A 19801-nucleotide genomic window follows, 5' to 3' on the forward strand; every position below is an offset into this window, starting at 1 on the left:
AAATTTGCCTATTTGACCCTCAAGGGATGCAATTTAGCATTAGAAATAATTCTCTTCAGTTGGCACAACAGCAATTTCAACAGCAACTTAAACAGTATTTTAATGAGGACATCCAACTTTCCGATGGACGGTCTATCAATAGAGGAAAGTCTGCTGGTTTCCAAAAAATGGAGAATGGAGATTTTAGAGGGAGTATTCAATCAATTGATTTGGAATCACAGAGCTTAAAAGTTGGATTATCTTCTTTACAGAATCAACGTAAATCTATTATTGAACAAACTGAGTTTAAGTTACCCAAAAATAGCTGGGTAACTATGAATGGTGAAAAAATCGCTTTCGCTAAATTACAGCAATTAGGGGCAACGATTGAAGGGAAGCCTATCACTTTATCGGACATTGCCTCAGATAATCTGCATAAAAAAATTCGTTTTTCTCCTGAAAAGTTAGCAATGTATTTTTCTTTGATGGAAGGTGGAAAAGACGATGTTATTTTTACTAAAATATTTCATGAGCAGCTAAATTCAGTAGATATATATCAATTAGTTGATCACCAAGCTAGTTTTAGCGGATCGGCAGTGCTGAAAAAGCAGTTTAAGTACCTAGCGAATAATAGTGATGTACAGCAAGAAACTATTCCATCTTCGACTTTATTAAAAGTTCGCCAAGCTGGAACTAAACTTCCATTATTCCAACGTATTGCAAATAAGTTTGGTCAAGGAATGGGGGCTGCTGGTGTTATTCAAAGTATGATTAGCGCATATGCTATTTTGAATAAGCTCGATAAACCAGATATTACAGAAGAAGAGGTTAAGGAGCTAGAAAAACAATTTTATTTACTTTGTGCATCCGCTTTTTTTAATTACGGAGATATGATTATACAACCGATGTTGTTAAATATCTCTTCTGCAAAAGACGTGACGTCCCTTATTCGCACAAGGCTTGCTGCAGGAACCGTTGTTATCTTTAACTTAGTCGGGATGGGAATTGATATCTATCAAGCCTACGATTGTTTATCTAAACTCAGTGAAGTATCCGATCCTAAGCAACGTCAAGATCTTATTGTCAATGCGGCTTTATCAATTGCGAGTGCTGTCATTAATGGTGTGACCGTGGTTGCTGTATTAGTAGGAGCTTCAACTATTCCTGTTGTTGGATTATTTGTTGGTGGAATTTTGCTTGTAGGAGGATGGATTTACAATGGTATTCGCGCAGTTGAGAATATTAAAGAGGTCATTGATATTGATTGGGATCGGGAATTAGAAGAAGGGATTCGAGGGGCTTTAGGTTTAGAGCCTACTTTACGCACGCAACAAGAGATGAATACCCAGTTGTATATCAATGCATTTAAAAAACAAAATTGGGAAATGGATCTTGCATTATTTGAGAGTAATATTTTAGCAGCAGGCTTTGATCATCATTTCGGTATTATTGAAAGTCCTGTATATGACGAGGAGCAAAAATACTATTTAGTCGATGGGTACGGAAACTATTTTCTGGGAACATTAGAAAATCGACGTCTAGGACCAGGAAATTATGGACCTCGATTTTCTAAAAAAGGTTCACCTTCTTTTACTGCTAACGAAATTGATTTTATTTTAGACAACAAAATCATTAGAAAAAGTGCATGGTTTAGAAATTTAAATTATGTGTATAACAGAATGGGGTTTTCGACTCGTAAAGATTTCAAGCCTAAAAAAGAAGCTAAAGAGATAGTTGATATTAAACAAACAGGAACAAAAGCTACGCACGATAGTTATTCTTTAAATTCAGAATATAAAAATCCATTATTTGAAGAATTTAAATCTCGCCATAAAATTTCAGAAGACCTCTTGACCTTACCAATACATTATCAGTTATCAAATTCTAGTGCCTCTCAAATTAATTTTTATTCAAAGAAAACTGAATTTGGTGTGTTAGGGCAGCGGGTGTTTAGCGAAAATGAGCGGAAGGTTAGTGAAAATTTGGAGAGTGATATCCAAAAGATCGCATTATATTTGGATAATCCTCATAGTAGAGGAACGAGCTGGAATACAGCTAACGGTAATGATGTGATTATTGGTGCAAAAGCGCGAAAAAATGCATTTCAGGTTTTATCTGGCGAAAAATATTTTGCAGGGGGGGATAAAGAGGATCTATTTTATCTACGAGATAATAATTTAAGCGGATTAATGTCACGTAATAACACAATGCCAACTAAGTATCTTGATGGTCAAGGCGGGAAGGATACGTTGATTGTTGATCTATTACCTGATGCTCATCATGCTTATGTTAATTTAGAAAAAAATACACTGCATTATAAGCAAGAAGGAAACCATCCATTTATCTCTATTGCTCATTTACGCAATATAGAAAATATTATCATCAGAGGAAATACCAATGATAGTTTACGTGGAGATGATAACGATAATGTCCTTGATGGTGGATTAGGTAAAGATTTATTAGTCGGATATGGTGGTGATGATAAGCTTATTTTAACCCAAGGTGATGCTGGGGGAGGCGATGGCAATGATAGTTATCATATTCGCCGTTTTGAATGGATGCAGCATGTTAATGATCTCTACATCTCAGAGCCGTATTGGGAAGGGAAAGAAAAAACCGTCAAAACTAAACGTTATCTAAATCCTATCTATAAGAAAAATAGTAAAGAATATCAGGCTAATGTAATTATCAAAGAATCGAGTCGTTCACAAAGTCATGTGAGCATCGAATATTCTTTAGATGAAATAGAGCAGGTTGAATTAAGCGGTAATAATTTAATTCTGACCATCAAATTACCAAGTTGCACTGAGGATGGACATGATTTTACCAATGTAAAAAGTTCAGTTTTAATTCAGTTAGAGAATGTTATTGACCCAAGTAGCGATCTAAAAAAACCTCACCATATGTATCGAGTACAAACTCGAGATGGCTGGATGATGACGACGCAGATTGGCCAAAAAGAGCCAGAGCAATATTTCAGCCTCAGTTATATTCAAGAAGCTGACCAAATCGCGGCTGCAGACAGTAAATCAGTCGAAATAGATGAAACCGCTAATACCATCATAATAAATAAGCACCGAAAACATGTAGCACCGGAATGGGGATGGTTTACGCCAATAGGTCGTGCTGACCAATTAACCTATCGCGGTAATGATAAAAATAACTTTTTGCCTCTAGTTAAATTAGGGAATTATATTGAAGTCACTCACGGAGTTGACACCTATCAAATTCTTACAGAAAAAGAGGAATATGGCGAAATAACATTTGATTTTGCTAAGGTAAAAGACAGTTTCACTGCTCATGATAAGGTGATTTTATTATTACCTACCGAGAATGGTTTTGCCCTATCGATGGATTCTGGAAAACTAAGTAATTTTGATAAGTTTGGACAGAAAAAATGCACTATTCATTTTACAAATGTGGGAGATAATCTTTCTGAGGTGATTTTAATCCAAGATAAATATAGTAATGTATTTAACGTGGATCTACAGAAAAATCATATTTCCCCAGTCAATCTAGTTATCAGCAGTAGCGATCGTGACGATCAAATTCTTTTACCTACGGGTTATATATCAGAAAAACATGTTATTGATGGTCAAAATGGTGACGATACCATTATCAATAAGAGCTTAACTAGCTATGTACTATTAGGTGGAGAAGGTGATGATAATATTAAAGCCACGGAGGGAAATAATGTCTTATATGGCGGAACAGGAAATAACTTTATTAGTGGTGGTGAGGGGGATGATTTACTGTTATCCGGTGAAGGAAACGATACTTTGATGGGCGAAGGGGAAGATGACCATTATATTATTGATGGCAATCACTCCGGTGCCGCTTATATTGAAGATAATCTTGGTAATAACCATATCCATTTAGTTAATTTTAAACAGCAAGCTATTGAAGAAGTCGAGTCCGACTATCAGGTCTATGTTTCATCATCAGGTAAAATTCTTAAGATTAAGCAGCCAACGCAGGATAGCGGGGCTCGCTTTAATATTCATCATTATAACCAACTCGATAGTAACTCTATTTCATCGACGACGGTCAGTATGACTTCGTTGTCTTACTACTTATCTGAAAAACTCGATAAAGCAAAACATTCAGGGCAGCTAGCCATTTGGAAGCCAGTTAATGAGCTTGCTGATATGTTAAATGGCGTTCCTAAACCATTAAAACAAACCTTGGGAAATGATGGAATTGTATTATCCGAGAATGATGAGAGAGAGCATTGGCTTATTGATATGCTCGCCGGTAATGATGAGGTGATGGATATGTCACAACATGGTCGTGTGATTAAAGGTGGGAGTGGGAATGATAAGTTGATAACAACAGGTGGCGAAAATATCCTTTATGGTGGTCAAGGCGATGATATTTTATTGGCACAAGGTATGGGACAGGATGTATTAATATCTTTAGATGGAAAGGACCATTTAGCCGGTGATAAAGGGGATGATATTTATATTGTGAGCGGTCATGGGCAAGGGGATGTCACTATCCATGATCTCGAAGGGCGTAATCAAGTGGTATTAGTTGATTTTTCCTCTACTGAAATAAGCTACAAAGAACTTTCAGCAACGCTTGCAGAAACGGTATATCAATCAAAGAGTGGAAGAAAAGTGTTTATGCAACACAATAATCATACTGCCTCAATGACCAGTGTGATGCAGGTGAGCTTTTTGAATGATTACAAGCAATTATCAAAACATAATGAGGAATCAACTCTTGATCGCTTGATACAGTTGTTGGCGGAGCAACGTATTGCTTATGAGGGAAGTACTGACCCTAATATTGGTAATGATAATGTCAGAAATAACTGGGGAGGCGTCCAAATGACAGAGCGTTTCTTAAGTCATTTGAAGTAACTCCTTTGGTATAAACAAAACAGCCAGTTAAGTTGCTGGCTGTTTTTGTGAAGTATTTAGTTGTTTGAATAAATACTTATAGAACTTTCACGATGGCATCACACAGTGGCACCATGTTTTCCAGCGTTAAGCCTGCGACGTTAATACGACCAGAGCTAACAGCATAGATGCCAAATTCGCTCCGTAAACGCTCTACCTGCTCTTTAGTTAGCCCACTGAAGGAAAACATACCATTTTGGTTGATAATGAAGCTGAAGTCCTGTTTAGCGCCTTTCTCGTCCAATGTTTTCACTAACAGTTGACGCATACGTTTAATACGTTCACGCATCGCTGTCAGTTCTTGGATCCATTCTGCTTTTAATGTTTCATCAGATAGGATAGTGGTCACGACTGCCGCGCCATGGGCTGGAGGGTTTGAGTAGTTAGCGCGGATCACGGCTTTTGCTTGGCTAAATGCACGTTCTGCGTTATCGCTATCTTTTGCGATGATGGTGCAAGCTCCGACACGCTCATTGTACAGACCAAAGTTTTTCGAGAATGAGCTCGCAACAATCATTTCAGGATTGTTTTTGGTGAAAATACGTAAACCTTCCGCATCTTCATCTAAGCCTTTTGCAAAGCCTTGGTAAGCGAAGTCAAATACAGGTAATAAGCCTTTTTCTGCGCACAGAGATGCTAGCTGAGTCCATTGTTCTGCCGTTGGGTCGATACCCGTTGGGTTATGACAGCAGCCGTGGAGAACAATCACATCACCTGCAACCGCGGATGACAGGCTGTTAAGCATACCGTCAAAATCCATACCGTGGTTTGCCGCATCATAGTAGTTATAGGTCAGCACTTCTAAGCCCGCAGCTTCGAAAATATTTTTATGGTTAGGCCACGTTGGGTTGCTGATCCAAACACGTTTTGCGTTGGTTTGTTTGGCAATGAAATCGGCTGCAATACGCAGGGCGCCTGTGCCCCCTGGCGCTTGTGCTGTACGCGCACGTTGTGACGTAATGATTTCATGGTTGTCACCAAACAGCAGTGTTTGAGTGACACGACCAAACTCCGGCATTCCACTAATCGCGAGATAGTTTTTTGTATTTTCGTTTTCTAGCAGAAATTTCTCTGCTTTTTTGACCGTGTCCAGAACAGGGGTTTTACCTGATTCGTCTTTGTAGACACCGATACCGAGGTTGATTTTATTATCGCGAGGATCAGCACGGAAACTATCAGCAAGACCAAGGATAGGGTCTGCTGGGGCAGAAATGATTTTCTCAAACATATTGTCGATTCCAAAACTCTGTGGTTTAGCTGAAAAAGAGGTATAACGGAAAATGTCGAGTCACCAGAGTAACTTGGTAACAAGTTTTTGCCAATTGTTTTACCAAAAATTGGTGTGATCTTGTGAGCTAGATAGCCATTACATCAAATTTGACCAAAAATTGAGTATAAACCAGTGACTTTATCTAATTAATTGAATTTTGAGCGTATTCGATAGTTAAGATATTGCCCAAGAGGGCGGCTAACTTGAAAGGAAAACCCGAGAAGGAACTTAGCGATGGGGATAGGAATAGGGAACGAAGTTCTGAGAATAAAAAAAGCAGCGCCGAAGCGCTGCCTTGCAAAAACATGATTTACTGCTTTCAGATTATCCGTTAACGGATAATTAGAATTGGTAAACCAGACCTAAACCAACTACGTTGTCAGTCATCAGACCAGCTTCGTTAGTGAAGTCGTTGTCTTTCAGCAGGTTGATTTTGTAATCAACAACTGCAGACATGTTTTTGTTGAAGTAGTAGTAAGAACCTACAGAGATATATTTAACTAAATCTTGGTTCTCATATTTGTCACCAGCTTTAGATTTGAAACCTAATGCTTTACCTTTAGATTGGTTATAACCGATAGATGGTTTCAGACCGAAATCGAACAGGTATTGAGCCACTAATTCAATGTTTTCAGTTTTGTTAGCGATCAGGTGATCTGAACCGTAGTGAGTGGTGTTCAGAGTTTGACCGTACATAGCTGCTAAGTATACGTTGTTAGCGTCGAATTTAGCACCAACGTTCCATGCTTCAGCGCGTTCACCGCGTGCAGTAGAAGTCAGAGCTTTTTGAGCTTCAGTACGAGCAGAGTTAGAATAACCACCACCCAGAGTCACGCCCCAACCTAAATCGTAAGCTGTTGCGAAACCGTAGCCGTCACCGTTGTCTTTGTAACCGTTAGTCCACTCAGCTTTATCAAATTTAGAAACACCTGATTTGTTAGAATCAGTGTTTTTACCTTGATATTGCAGCGCGAAGCTCAGACCATCAACATAACCGAACATGTTGTTGTTACGGTAAGTAGCCAGGTTACGGTTACGTGAAGTCATGAAAGTATCAGACTGAGCCATGGTGTCGCCGCCCCATAATGGGAAAACGTCGGTCCATGCGTTCGTGTCATAGATAACACCGTAGTTACGACCGTAGTCTACAGAACCGAAATCTTGGAATTTCAGACCTGCGTAAGCTAAACGGTTTTTGTTATCGTTGTTGTTTTCGGTTTTGTTAGTCTTAGTTTCCCACTCGAAACGACCAAAACCAGTCAGTTGATCAGTGATTTGAGTATCACCTTTAACACCTAAACGAACGCGTGAATCGTCACCATCTTCGCCGCTTTCTGAGTTAGCGAAGTAATGACGTACGTCTACTTTACCGTAAACGTCTAATTTGTTGCCGTCTTTGTTGTAGACTTCAGCTGCGTTTGCTGCACCAGCAGCTAACAGAGCTGGGATAACCATTGCAAGAATATTGCGTTTCATCATTATTATTACCCTCATTGGTGTTATTCGGACACCTGCCACTGCCAAAAACAATTCGCAAAATTAATTGGAACTATTTATGAGAGATTAGTGTCGTCTTTAGTCGGCGTCCAGTGTTCCATTGGTAGATAAATTTATCTACCCCCAAAATGCTACAAAAACGAAGATTCTGAAACAAATGGTAACAAGGTGTTTCAAAATGTAAAAAATAGAGTAAAAAACAACCACTCATCCTACCAGTTGAAAAAATTTTACAAAAAAGAGGGAACTTTTTTGACAGACAAATTGAACTTTTTTCGAACGATGTCATTCATTGATGAGGGAAAAATGCACAAACAAATAAGAATGGTAGAGTACCTAAAGCAGATTATTCTTAGTCGGAATAAGAATCGTTAATAAAAAAGCAAAAAATAGGGCAATAAAAGAAAAATTGTGACACTGGTCTCAAATCAGCCGATCAATTGCAGACGGCTATCATTGAGGTGAAAATCATTTGTACTGAGATAAAATATCGGGTCAACAGAGTGACCCGATATTGATAATCATATAAAGCCTGATAACGGGCGTTTGATATTAGAATGCTGCGTTTCTTGGCGTACGTGGGAACGGAATGACTTCACGTACGTTACTGACACCGGTTACATAAGCAATCAGGCGTTCAAAACCAAGACCGAAACCTGAATGCGGCACAGTGCCATAACGGCGCAGATCACGGTACCACCAGTAATCTTCTTTATTCATACCCATTTCTTCTAAACGTGCATCTAGTCTATCTAGACGTTCTTCACGCTGAGAACCACCGATGATTTCACCAATACCCGGTGCTAATACATCCATTGCGGCAACGGTTTTACCGTCTTCGTTAAGGCGCATATAGAAAGCTTTAATATCTTTCGGGTAGTTTTTCACAACAACAGGTGCTTTAAAGTGTTGCTCAGCTAAGTAACGTTCATGTTCAGAAGACATATCGACCCCCCAGTAAACTGGGTTTTCGAATTTCTGACCACAGGTTTCGAGAATTTTGATTGCATCGGTATAGTCGACTTGCGCAAAATCAGAATTCACAAAACGTTCCAGACGGTTAATCACGTCTTCGTCTACGCGCTCTGCAAAGAATTCAAGGTCATCACGACGCTCAGTCAATGCCGCTTTGAATGCGTATTTCAGCATTTTTTCTGCAAGACCCGCGATGTCATCTAAGTTAGCAAATGCCACTTCAGGCTCTAACATCCAGAATTCAGCCAAGTGGCGGCTAGTGTTAGAGTTTTCTGCACGGAAAGTTGGACCAAAGGTGTAGATTTTGCTTAATGCTGTCGCATAAGCTTCACCGTTTAGCTGACCAGAAACTGTTAAGAACGCTTCGCGACCAAAGAAATCTTCGCTGAAGTCAACCTCACCTTTGTCATTACGCGGCAGGTTGTTGTAGTCCAGTGTGGAAACACGGAACATTTCACCCGCACCTTCGGTATCGGATGCGGTGATCAGCGGGGTAGATACCCAGAAGAAACCTTGTTCATCGAAGAAGCGATGCAGGGCTTGGGCTAAAGTATGGCGAACACGTGCAACAGCACCGATTAAGTTAGTGCGTGGACGCAAATGCGCAGCTTCACGTAAAAACTCAACACTGTGACGTTTTGCTGCCATTGGGTAAGTATCAGGATCTTCAACCCAACCAACGACTTTGATTGCCGTTGCTTGTAATTCAAAAGACTGACCTTGACCTTGAGATTCAGCGACAACGCCAGTGACTTCAACAGAGCAGCCAGTGGTTAAATGCAGGACTTCGTCATTATAATTAGATAAATTATTATTGATGATAGCCTGTAATGGGTTAAAGCATGAACCGTCATAAACGGCGAGGAAAGAAAAACCAGCTTTTGAATCTCTCCTTGTACGTACCCAGCCTTGAACGGTGACTTCTGAGCCCACCGCCACACGGCCTTGCAGTACATCGACTACAGGCGCAACGATCATAAAAATTACTCTCTTTTAAATAATATTAACGATATGAGATGACGAGTTTGTGTTGTTTGGGATTTGCTGCTTATGGGTTTACAAAGAAACGCGATATAAGAAGAAAAACCGTCATATGAAAAACCATTAACCCGACATCTTTTCCGAAATCCCATATTTCAGGGGTAATCTGCTATGTTACTTGCCATTTGGCAGGAAACAAGTAAAAAATCGCTATCGGGTTATTAATTTGGTTTTAGCAGGCTTTTTCCATTTTAGGAAGGTCAAAGGCTTTGCGCAGCTGATTAACAAATTCATCATCTTCACAAATCGTTTTCCCTGGGCTATCAGATAATTTAGCGACAGGTTTACCATTACATTCCACCAGCTTAATCACGATATTCATCGGCACAACATTAGGAATATTGCACGTCAGTCTTGTACCAATACCGAACACTAAATTCACGCGTTTATGGAAATAATGATACAGCTCTAAGGCTTTTTGTAAGTCTAAATTATCAGAGAACACCAGCGTTTTACTGAGCGGGTCAATGCCCAATTTCTGATAATGGGCAATGGCTTTCTCTCCCCATTCAATAGGGTCACCGGAATCATGACGCAGACCTTGGTAGCGGTTCGCAAACTCGCGGTCAAAGTCACGTAAAAACGCATCCATGGTGATGCAATCCGTCAAAGCGATCCCTAAATGATTAGGGTATTCATCTAGCCAACTTTGTAAGGCTTCACGCTGGCTATTCGCTAGCTCAGGACTAATTTGTTGATGGGCTTGGAACCATTCATGGGCTTGTGTGCCGACAGGCATTAAGCCTAATTCACGAGCTAATTTATAGTTACTGGTACCCACTAAATAAGGAAATTCTTGCTTGAGCATGCCCACGATAGCGGCTTGCACATCATAGGAAAAGCGGCGGCGTGTTCCGAAATCCATCAGTTTAAATCCGGATAGATTCAATTGGCGTTCGTTAGCTTCCCGGTAAAACAATTCCAGCAATTTACGCAGTTGGGTTACCGCATCATGAGGTGTGATGTTCGGGTGTCTATCGCGCTGGACAATTTCGCTAACAAGGGCGAGTAGCGGTACTTCCCACATAATCACTTCACGCCATGGACCGCTAATACGTATCGCTAGTTGACCATCTTCAGCGGTACTTACGGCGACTTGCTGTGGATTAAAGCGAAATGTTTTTAGCCACGAGAGGTAATCTTCGGTGAAAAAAGGCAGAGTACGCAAGTACTGATGCTCATCATCAGAAAGAGAAAGCTGTGCCATCAGTTGGATCTGTTGTTCAATCTCATTGGCATAGGCACCTAAAATATCACTGCTACGGCAACGAAATTCAGCGACAACGGGAACTTGGTTGTAGCGGTGAAAAACGGCTTGCTGCATGTGGAGCTTATAAGCATCGGTATCCAGCAGTGATGTAATAATCGGTGTTACGTCTAAATTCATGCGCGCAGAGTTCCTCGCGGAGCTGACTAATAGCTAAATCGTTAAAGTTGAAAAAGTATACCCGCTTTAACAAAAGATAGAAGTTTTATTCTATCTGTATGTTGTTGGGCGATAATTCAACTTTAATTCACCTAATTAACGGTTGAGTTAAATGTGCTCAACGTGATTTTTTTATCAACAGATCTTCATTTACTGTTCGGTAACATACCCAAAACAATAATTACCGAATGATACTAACATGTAAATTTAGATTTGATAGATCTATAGCACCAACAGGCAAATCGTTCGCCAACAAAGTTGGATACTAGATACATAGATTTGATAGGTAATAACAGAAAAACATCGTAATTTGTGATGAAAATGTTTCTTAAGTCGATTCACATTAGTTCATCTTATAGTATTGTATGTAGTAACAAGAGACTATGACACGGATATAACGAAGAAAAAGGTTACCTATGACTCAGTTAAGACAAGCGAAATATCGTCAAGATTATCAAGCACCTGATTATACGATTACAGAAATATCTCTTGATTTTGACCTTGATCCCGCCAAAACGACAGTGACCGCTATTAGCAAGGTAAAACGCCTTAATCCACAATCTTCCACCTTAGAATTATTTGGTGAAGATCTTAAACTCATTAGCCTTGAAGTGGATGGAAAAGCGTGGACAAATTATAAAGAAGAGTCCGGTAAACTGGTGATTGAATCGTTACCAGAAACGTTTACGCTAAGTATTGTTAATGAAATTAGCCCTGAAAAAAATAGTGCATTAGAAGGCTTATATGTTTCTGGTGAAGCGCTATGTACACAATGTGAAGCTGAAGGCTTTCGCCACATTACCTATTATCAAGACCGCCCTGATGTATTAGCACGTTACACTACAAAAATTACTGCTGATAAATCCCGCTATCCTTATTTACTTTCTAATGGTAACCGCATCGCAGAAGGTGAGCTGGAAGATGGTCGTCATTGGGTAAAATGGGAAGATCCATTCCCAAAACCAAGTTATTTATTTGCCCTAGTTGCTGGGGACTTTGATGTCCTGCGTGATGAGTTTGTGACACGCACTGGTCGTAAAGTGGCATTAGAATTGTTTGTGGACAAAGGTAACTTGGACCGCGCGCCTTGGGCAATGAAATCCCTGCAAAATGCGATGAAATGGGATGAAGAACGTTTTGGTTTAGAGTATGACCTTGATATTTATATGATTGTTGCCGTTGATTTCTTCAACATGGGCGCAATGGAAAATAAAGGTCTGAACGTATTTAACTCCAAGTACGTTTTAGCGAAAAGTGAAACCGCCACAGATAAAGATTATCTAAATATTGAATCAGTGATTGGTCACGAATATTTCCATAACTGGACGGGTAACCGTATTACTTGTCGTGATTGGTTCCAATTAAGTTTGAAAGAAGGGCTGACGGTTTTCCGTGATCAGGAATTTAGCTCGGATTTAGGTTCACGTTCAGTTAACCGAATTAATAATGTTAAAGTCATGCGTGCGGCACAGTTTGCGGAAGATGCGAGCCCAATGGCTCACCCGATCCGCCCTGAGAAAGTGATCGAAATGAACAACTTTTATACACTGACAGTGTATGAAAAGGGGTCTGAAGTGATCCGCATGATCCACACATTACTGGGTGAAGAGATGTTCCAAGCTGGTATTCAGCTGTATGTTCATCGTCATGATGGCAGCGCGGCAACCTGTGATGATTTTGTGCAGGCAATGGAAGATGCATCCAATGTGGATCTCTCGTTGTTCCGTCGCTGGTATAGTCAGTCGGGGACACCAGTACTGACCGTCCGAGACGAATACTCTCAAGAAAAGCAACAATATACGCTGCACGTTAGCCAAATGACGCCTCCAACGGCGGATCAAGCAGAAAAACATCCATTGCATATTCCACTGGATATTGAGCTTTATGGGGAAGATGGTGCGGTGATCCCGCTTAAGCGCGATGGTAGCTTAGTAAATTCAGTCTTGAATATTACGCAAGAATCACAAAGCTTTGTGTTTGATAATGTGGCTTCTCGCCCAGTACCTTCTTTATTACGTGAGTTTTCGGCACCTGTAAAATTGGATTATCCTTATACTGATGACCAATTGGCGTTTCTAATGCAGCATGCAAGCAATGAGTTTTCCCGCTGGGATGCTGCGCAGCAACTGATTAATAACTACGCTAAAATCAATGTTGAAAAACTGCATAAAGGTGAGCCATTAGTCCTGCCAGAGCATGTCGTGGATGCTTTCCGTGCCGTGTTACTCAGCGAGAATATTGATCCAGCATTAGCGGCATTAATTTTAACGCTGCCTTCAGAAAATGAAATTGCAGAGTTATTTACCGTTATTGATCCTGTGGCAATTCATACCGTCATTAATTTCATTCACTCTACACTGGCGAATGAAATGCATGATGAATTCTTAACGGTGTATCGTTCTATTCATATTGATGAATATCGTGTGGACCATGGCGATATCGCGCTGCGTTCTCTGCGTAATACTTGTTTGCAATATTTAGCGGCAGGGGATGATATTGAGCTGGCTAATAAGTTGGTAGAAGCTCAATACCGTACTGCGGATAATATGACAGATTCATTAGCTGCGTTGACAGCCGCAAATGAAGCTGGTTTACCGTGCCTCGCTGAGCTGATGGCGGATTTTGATGATCGCTGGCACCATGATGGTCTGGTGATGGACAAATGGTTTACATTGCAAGGGACCAATCCGGCTGAAAATACCTTGACGAAGGTGCGAGAATTATTAAACCATCGTTCATTTAGTATGACTAACCCTAACCGAGTCCGTGCCTTAGTTGGTTCATTTACAGCGGGTAACCCAGTGAATTTCCATGCAGAAGATAGCAGCGGTTATCAATTCTTGTATGAAATTCTGGTGGATCTGAATACCCGTAACCCGCAAGTCGCATCTCGGCTGATCGAACCATTAATCCGCTTTAAGCGCTATGATGCGAAGCGCCAAGGATTAATGCGTGAGGTTCTGGAAAAACTGAAAGGGTTAGAAAATCTTTCTGGCGATCTTTTCGAGAAGATAACGAAAGCTCTCGAAAGCTAATATATTGAATCGACTGTGATGTAAGCCCTTAGATTTTCGAGTCTAAGGGCTTTTTTATGGTAGAAGATCAAAACAATTAGCACTTTTAGTGATATTTTCATGGATTATTACCCCCTTGTTAGGGTAGCATATGTGCCGTTTTATCAAGCCGATCTCACTTCTATACTCACAAACCCTATTGGTAAAACAGGTTTGGGGGTATTTTTGCACGCGCTGAGTTTGAGTGTGTCGTGTAGAGAATGCGTATTCAATCGTACTTAGACAGAAAGTAGGTTAATAGCTATGTTATATCACCTTGCCCGAAAGGCACTGTTTCAGCTCGACCCTGAAAAGGCCCATGAATTAACGTTTCGTCAGCTTCAGCGTTTAAACCACTCTCCGCTTCAATTCCTTCTCCGTCAGTCTATTGCAACCAAACCCGTGACCTGTATGGGACTCTCCTTTAAAAATCCATTAGGCTTAGCCGCCGGACTCGATAAGAATGGCGAGTGCATTGATGCGTTTGGTGCAATGGGATTTGGGTTTGTTGAAATTGGTACCGTTACGCCGCGCCCTCAAGAGGGTAATGACAAGCCAAGATTATTCAGAGTTGTTGAAGCGGAAGGGATCATTAACCGCATGGGTTTCAACAACAAAGGCGTTGATAACCTCGTTGAGAATGTCAAAAAATCAACATACGGTGGGGTTATCGGCATCAATATCGGTAAGAATAAAGATACCCCGGTTGAACAAGGTAAAGACGATTATTTAATTTGCATGGACAAGGTGTACGCCCATGCGGGTTATATCGCTATCAATATTTCATCTCCTAACACCCCAGGTTTACGAACATTACAATATGGGGAAGCGCTGGATGATTTATTAAGTGGTATTAAAGAAAAACAATTGGCATTGCAGGCAATCCATCAAAAATATGTTCCAGTTGCCGTTAAAATTGCACCGGATTTAACAGAAGAAGAGATTGTGCAAGTCGCCGATAGTTTAGTAAGACATAATATTGATGGTGTTATTGCGACAAACACCACATTAGATCGTTCTTTAGTCCAAGGTTTGAATCATTGTAATGAAGCGGGTGGATTAAGTGGTCGTCCAGTACAATTAAAAAGTACCCAAGTGATTAAACTTATTTCTCGTGAATTAAATGGGAAATTACCAATTATTGGTGTGGGTGGAATTGATTCATTAACTGCGGCTAGAGAAAAAATGGAAGCAGGGGCATCATTAGTACAAATTTATTCTGGTTTTATTTACCACGGACCAAAATTAATAAAGGATATTGTTAATCACATCTAAAAAATGGTGATTAATTATACAAGGGGGTTTATTTATTCCCCCTTTTATCCTATATTAAGTTTGAACATAAATTATACCCATTAAATGACAAGTTATACGTGTAGTTGTGCGTCATATAGTTTTCATTTATCTGATTAATTCGCTATTAAAAAGTCGACATTGAAGTTTACTCATATTGATCAGTCTGTCGTGTATCTTTATCTTTTAAGCTTTAGGGTATAATTGAGATATGTTTAAAGGGATCCTTATTAAGGATCTAAACAAAGCTTATTTGCTTATGACATCGCTAAAGGATCGTTTATGAATATTAAACCTGATGATCATTGGCGTTGGTTTTTTGATCGTGACCATGACAGAGTGATGTTAGATCTCGCCAACGGCATGATATTTCGGTCTTGTTTTCCAGCTAAAATGTTGACTGTTTCTGCATATAACGAAATGCCTTTTAGTATTGAGGATGCCGCAGAATTTTATTTATTTGATGAACAAGCGAAGAGATTAAATATTAGCTATGAAGAAAGGGCTGAGTTAGTCTTAAACAGCTTAGTTGCTTACCGCTTTTTAAAACCACAAATGCCGAAAAGCTGGTATTTCTCGAGTTTCCATTTTATGAGTACGCCAGTTCGTGGTCAGCTAATTCAAGTGTGCTTAGAGAATAGTCATATTTATTCAACCTTTATTATTGCGGAAGCAGGTGAATCGGCAAGCTTATGTTTATTAGCGGAGCCATCATTAGAATTACCGGATCGTACTTTGAGATTTTGCGATCCAATTAAGATCATGAATGATCGCATGATGCATTATCAATCTCGGACTAAGCGTTTATTATATGGAAATGTCATTTAATTGATCGGTTATGATCATATTCGTATTTTGATTATTTTTTATGCGAAATAAACCTTTTCATACTGAATAAATAAAATGAGAAAAGTACGCATGATAAAATTCATACGATAAATACGGCTGAATAATATGAGAAGAATTTATCTTTAATTAAGAGCCTCAACTAAAAAATTATTTTCTTAGTTGAGGTTTTGCTTTTATTTAGTTGGCTTGCTTGAAGGCAAGTTTAAGTGCCGTTTTTGGAATACAGCTACACGCTAAAATATCCCCATTCTCTTTAATGGCGCTTTGTTTCAACGGTGTTACCTCTCCTTCAATGAGCGATATTTGGCAACGACCACAAATGCCTGCACGGCATGAATAAGGGATAGAAAGCCCATGAGATTCAAGTTGTTCAAGAATCACATGCTCAGTATTTCCTGCATATTTAGTCTCTTCAAACACTAAACTTACTGCTTTTAGGGCTGGCTTAGTAGTAGGAGCTACCGGCGTTTCTCTATCACGTAATGGATACTGTTTTGGTGACTTAGTGTCTAAAACTGTAAGTGTGTCACCAACACGGATAATTCCTGTATTTTCAATCAAGGCATTTTGCCCAAAATCGACATCGCCAGAGTCATCCATTCGAAAGGTTTGCAGCGTAGCAAGTGGCTCTGCATGAGGATGTTTAATCCCTTTTTCTGGACTGACGGTGGTCAAAATGCAACGGCTACAGGGTTTATCTAATGTAAAAATGACATCGCCAATTTGAATGCGCTTCCAACTGTCTTCTTCGAATGGTTTGGCGCCAGTGATGATCAAATTACCGCGAAATTGTTCAAGTTTCACGCTAGCGGGGCAGCGACGTTGTAGCTCTTGTACAGAAGCTTCATTAATTAATAAAAATGGGTAGCCATCCGCGAAAGATAAAGGAACATCATGGTGTTTTTTGACGCGGCGAGATAACTCAGGACTTAGCCATCTCAGTTGGACGGGTTCGTCAAAAAAAGTGCTTAACCAATTATTTATCTTATCAGGTGCAATAAGAGCATGAAAATGATTGCCCCAAACTTCAGTGGGACTCTGTTTCTCATTAAAGTCCTGATACAATACGGTAGCGCTTTCACCATTAGGTGCTTTGAGATAAAGCCCATTATTGAGCATAGCGGGGGTAAATAATAACATCTGCGGATATTTACGTGCAGTGATAAACTTACCTTCTAATGTGGTGACCATAAAGTTACGATCAAACGTCAATCCGCTGATATCAGCGTAACCATGAGAGAGACGAATGCCCCTCATTGACTTGACTGGGTGTGTATACAGGCGCGAAAGCGTAATCATTTTTTAATCCTATAATTGTTGTGCAGCAACTTTATGACAAGTGCATGAGATTAGCTATAATGCGCAACAATTTTTCATCGAAATCGGTAATAAATACTATGAATTCTCTGTTTGCCAGCACAGCCCGAGGCCTGGAAGAACTACTGAAAACTGAATTGGAAGCGCTTGGCGCTAGCCAGTGCAAAGTGGCACAAGGGGGCGTCTATTTTCAGGCTGATGACCGTGTGATGTATCAAAGTCTGCTATGGAGTAGACTGGCATCCCGTATTTTATTACCGCTGAATGATTTTGATGTCTATAGCGACCTTGATTTGTATCTGGGTGTGCAAGCTATTGATTGGTCTGAAATTTTTTCCGTTGATGATACGTTTGTGGTGCATTTCACCGGAACCAACGAGGAGATCCGCAATAGCCAATATGGTGCATTAAAAGTAAAAGATGCCATCGTTGACAGCTTTGTGCGTAAGTTGGACCAACGCCCTGATGTGGCTCGCCAAGAAGCCGATATTCGCATTAACGTTTATCTGAACAAAGAACGCGCGAGTGTTGCACTCGACTTGAGTGGCGATTCACTGCATATTCGTGGCTATCGTGATTTAGCCGGACAAGCCCCATTAAAAGAGACGTTAGCCGCCGCTATTATTAGTCGTTCCGGTTGGCAGAAAAATACCCCAATGGTCGACCCAATGTGTGGTTCGGGTACATTATTAATTGAAGCGGCAATGATTGCTGCAGATAGAGCGCCAGGTTTATACCGTCAGCATTGGGGATTTAATGCATGGTTGAAGCACAATCCTGAATTATGGCGTGAAGTGGTTACTGAAGCGCAAGTTCGTTTTCGTCAAGGTTTAAAAGACACGACTTCACGTTTTTATGGTTTTGATATCGATAAACGTGTGCTGGATATGGCGCGAGCGAATGCCCGTCGAGCAGGGTTACAAGATTTGATCACCTTTAATCATGGTGATGCCGCTGCATTGGAAAACCCAGTCAAAACCGATATCAAGGGCACTATTATTAGCAACCCGCCATACGGCGAACGTTTGGAAAGTGAGCCAGCATTAATCGCATTACATAGCCAATTCGGGCGGGTGGTTAAAGCACGTTTCCCTGGTTGGCGTTTATCTATTTTCAGCGCATCTCCTGAATTATTAAGCTGCTTACAATTACGTTCTGAACGTGAATTTAAAGCCAAAAATGGCCCATTGGACTGTGTACAGAAAAACTATCAATTAGCAGAAACTCCGTCAGAAACGGTGGCTGAGATTTCTCCTGATTTTGCTAACCGCTTGCGTAAGAATCAGAAAAAACTGGCAAAATGGGCGAAACAGCAGGGCGTGGATTGCTACCGTTTGTATGATGCAGATTTACCGGAATACAATGTGGCTGTGGATATCTACGGTGAGAAAGTTGTCATCCAAGAATATGCACCACCAAAAACTGTTGATGAGCGCAAAGCGCGTCAGCGCTTATTTGATGTGATCACTGCGACGATGAACGTTCTTGGGTTGACCTCAAATCAATTAGTATTGAAAACCCGTCAGCGTCAAAAAGGTAAACAGCAGTACGAAAAATTGGCGCAAAAAGATGATTTCTTCTTAGTGCAGGAATATAACGCTAAATTGTTAGTGAATTTAACTGACTACCTAGATACAGGGTTATTCCTCGACCACCGTATTGCCCGCCGCATGTTAGGTGAAATGAGCCGTGGTAAGGATTTCTTAAATCTATTTTGTTATACCGGCACTGCGACTGTTCATGCGGGTCTGGGTGGCGCTAAGAGCACCACGTCTGTCGACATGTCTCGTACCTATTTAGAATGGGCAGAGAAAAACTTACAAGCGAACCAACTTACCGGTCGTCAACACCGCTTAATGCAAGCAGATTGCTTAAACTGGTTAGCCAATGCCGATGAGCAATTTGACTTAATTTTCATCGACCCACCGACGTTCTCAAACTCAAAACGTATGGATGGGACATTTGATGTTCAACGTGACCATGTGCAGCTGATTACACATCTGAAACGCATGCTGCGTCGTGGTGGAACAGTGATGTTCTCGAACAATAAGCGTGGATTCAAAATGGATCTTGAAGCACTGACTGAGCTTGGCTTAAAAGCACAAGAAATTACTGCTAAGACACAGTCAGAAGATTTCGCACGTAACCGTCAAATTCACAACTGCTGGTTGATTAGCCACGCAGAGTAAGGAACAGA

At 40.5% G+C, this 19801-nt stretch carries 10 protein-coding genes; 5 read left to right on the forward strand and 5 right to left on the reverse strand.

Going from position 1 to position 19801, the window contains the following annotated elements; all coding sequences use genetic code 11:
* Positions 1 to 26: 26 nt before the first annotated feature.
* Positions 27 to 4844, forward strand: a complete 4818-nt coding sequence (locus tag PR795_RS02855) for a calcium-binding protein (protein WP_272516642.1) — start codon at positions 27 to 29, stop codon at positions 4842 to 4844.
* Between the two features lie 76 nt (positions 4845 to 4920).
* Here PR795_RS02855 and PR795_RS02860 read toward each other — a convergent pair whose 3' ends face one another.
* The 4 genes from PR795_RS02860 to pncB form a co-directional block, all read right to left on the reverse strand.
* Positions 4921 to 6111, reverse strand: coding sequence for an amino acid aminotransferase (locus PR795_RS02860; RefSeq protein WP_006662150.1), 1191 nt, complete (start codon positions 6109 to 6111; stop codon positions 4921 to 4923).
* A 384-nt stretch (positions 6112 to 6495) separates the two neighbouring features.
* A complete protein-coding gene (locus PR795_RS02865; protein ID WP_272516643.1) occupies positions 6496 to 7632 on the reverse strand; it encodes a porin in 1137 nt (378 codons plus the stop codon).
* A gap of 570 nt (positions 7633 to 8202) precedes the next feature.
* Entirely contained in the window at positions 8203 to 9603 is a 1401-nt protein-coding gene (asnS, locus tag PR795_RS02870) for an asparagine--tRNA ligase (protein ID WP_181480721.1), read from the reverse strand.
* A gap of 235 nt (positions 9604 to 9838) precedes the next feature.
* Positions 9839 to 11053, reverse strand: coding sequence for a nicotinate phosphoribosyltransferase (gene pncB, locus PR795_RS02875; RefSeq protein WP_006657834.1), 1215 nt, complete (start codon positions 11051 to 11053; stop codon positions 9839 to 9841).
* Between the two features lie 455 nt (positions 11054 to 11508).
* On the opposite strand from pncB, the gene pepN reads away from it, so the two are divergent.
* The 3 genes from pepN to PR795_RS02890 all read left to right on the forward strand — a co-directional run bounded on the left by pepN (position 11509) and on the right by PR795_RS02890 (position 16266).
* Positions 11509 to 14127, forward strand: a complete 2619-nt coding sequence (gene pepN / locus PR795_RS02880; protein WP_006662147.1) for an aminopeptidase N — start codon at positions 11509 to 11511, stop codon at positions 14125 to 14127.
* 282 nt (positions 14128 to 14409) lie between these two features.
* Positions 14410 to 15420 carry a quinone-dependent dihydroorotate dehydrogenase gene (gene pyrD / locus PR795_RS02885; protein WP_006657836.1) on the forward strand — a complete coding sequence of 337 codons (1011 nt, stop codon included), beginning with the start codon at positions 14410 to 14412 and terminating at the stop codon, positions 15418 to 15420.
* A gap of 300 nt (positions 15421 to 15720) precedes the next feature.
* On the forward strand, positions 15721 to 16266 hold the full coding sequence (locus PR795_RS02890; protein ID WP_006657837.1) for a cell division protein ZapC: 546 nt from the start codon (positions 15721 to 15723) through the stop codon (positions 16264 to 16266).
* 198 nt (positions 16267 to 16464) lie between these two features.
* Here the strand turns inward: PR795_RS02890 and PR795_RS02895 are convergent, their stop codons facing one another.
* Complete coding sequence (locus tag PR795_RS02895) at positions 16465 to 17586, reverse strand: YcbX family protein (RefSeq protein WP_181480722.1); 1122 nt, start codon at positions 17584 to 17586, stop codon at positions 16465 to 16467.
* A gap of 98 nt (positions 17587 to 17684) precedes the next feature.
* Between PR795_RS02895 and rlmKL the strand changes: the two genes are divergently transcribed.
* Positions 17685 to 19793: a bifunctional 23S rRNA (guanine(2069)-N(7))-methyltransferase RlmK/23S rRNA (guanine(2445)-N(2))-methyltransferase RlmL gene (gene rlmKL / locus PR795_RS02900; RefSeq protein ID WP_181480723.1), complete on the forward strand. Its 2109-nt coding sequence runs from the start codon at positions 17685 to 17687 to the stop codon at positions 19791 to 19793.
* The last annotated feature ends 8 nt before the right edge of the window (positions 19794 to 19801 follow it).

The organism is Providencia sp. PROV209 (genome assembly GCF_028479485.1).
Classification (GTDB): domain Bacteria; phylum Pseudomonadota; class Gammaproteobacteria; order Enterobacterales; family Enterobacteriaceae; genus Providencia; species Providencia alcalifaciens.

What these genes read in the sequence shown, in the direction of transcription:
- pepN (WP_006662147.1), top strand. Translation starts at nt 11,509, where the DNA reads ATGACTCAGTTAAGACAAGCGAAATATCGTCAAGATTATCAAGCACCT.
- PR795_RS02890 (WP_006657837.1), top strand. Translation starts at nt 15,721, where the DNA reads ATGAATATTAAACCTGATGATCATTGGCGTTGGTTTTTTGATCGTGAC.
- asnS (WP_181480721.1), bottom strand. Translation starts at nt 9,603, where the DNA reads ATGATCGTTGCGCCTGTAGTCGATGTACTGCAAGGCCGTGTGGCGGTG.
- PR795_RS02860 (WP_006662150.1), bottom strand. Translation starts at nt 6,111, where the DNA reads ATGTTTGAGAAAATCATTTCTGCCCCAGCAGACCCTATCCTTGGTCTT.
- pncB (WP_006657834.1), bottom strand. Translation starts at nt 11,053, where the DNA reads ATGAATTTAGACGTAACACCGATTATTACATCACTGCTGGATACCGAT.
- PR795_RS02895 (WP_181480722.1), bottom strand. Translation starts at nt 17,586, where the DNA reads ATGATTACGCTTTCGCGCCTGTATACACACCCAGTCAAGTCAATGAGG.
- PR795_RS02865 (WP_272516643.1), bottom strand. Translation starts at nt 7,632, where the DNA reads ATGATGAAACGCAATATTCTTGCAATGGTTATCCCAGCTCTGTTAGCT.
- pyrD (WP_006657836.1), top strand. Translation starts at nt 14,410, where the DNA reads ATGTTATATCACCTTGCCCGAAAGGCACTGTTTCAGCTCGACCCTGAA.
- rlmKL (WP_181480723.1), top strand. Translation starts at nt 17,685, where the DNA reads ATGAATTCTCTGTTTGCCAGCACAGCCCGAGGCCTGGAAGAACTACTG.
- PR795_RS02855 (WP_272516642.1), top strand. Translation starts at nt 27, where the DNA reads ATGCAATTTAGCATTAGAAATAATTCTCTTCAGTTGGCACAACAGCAA.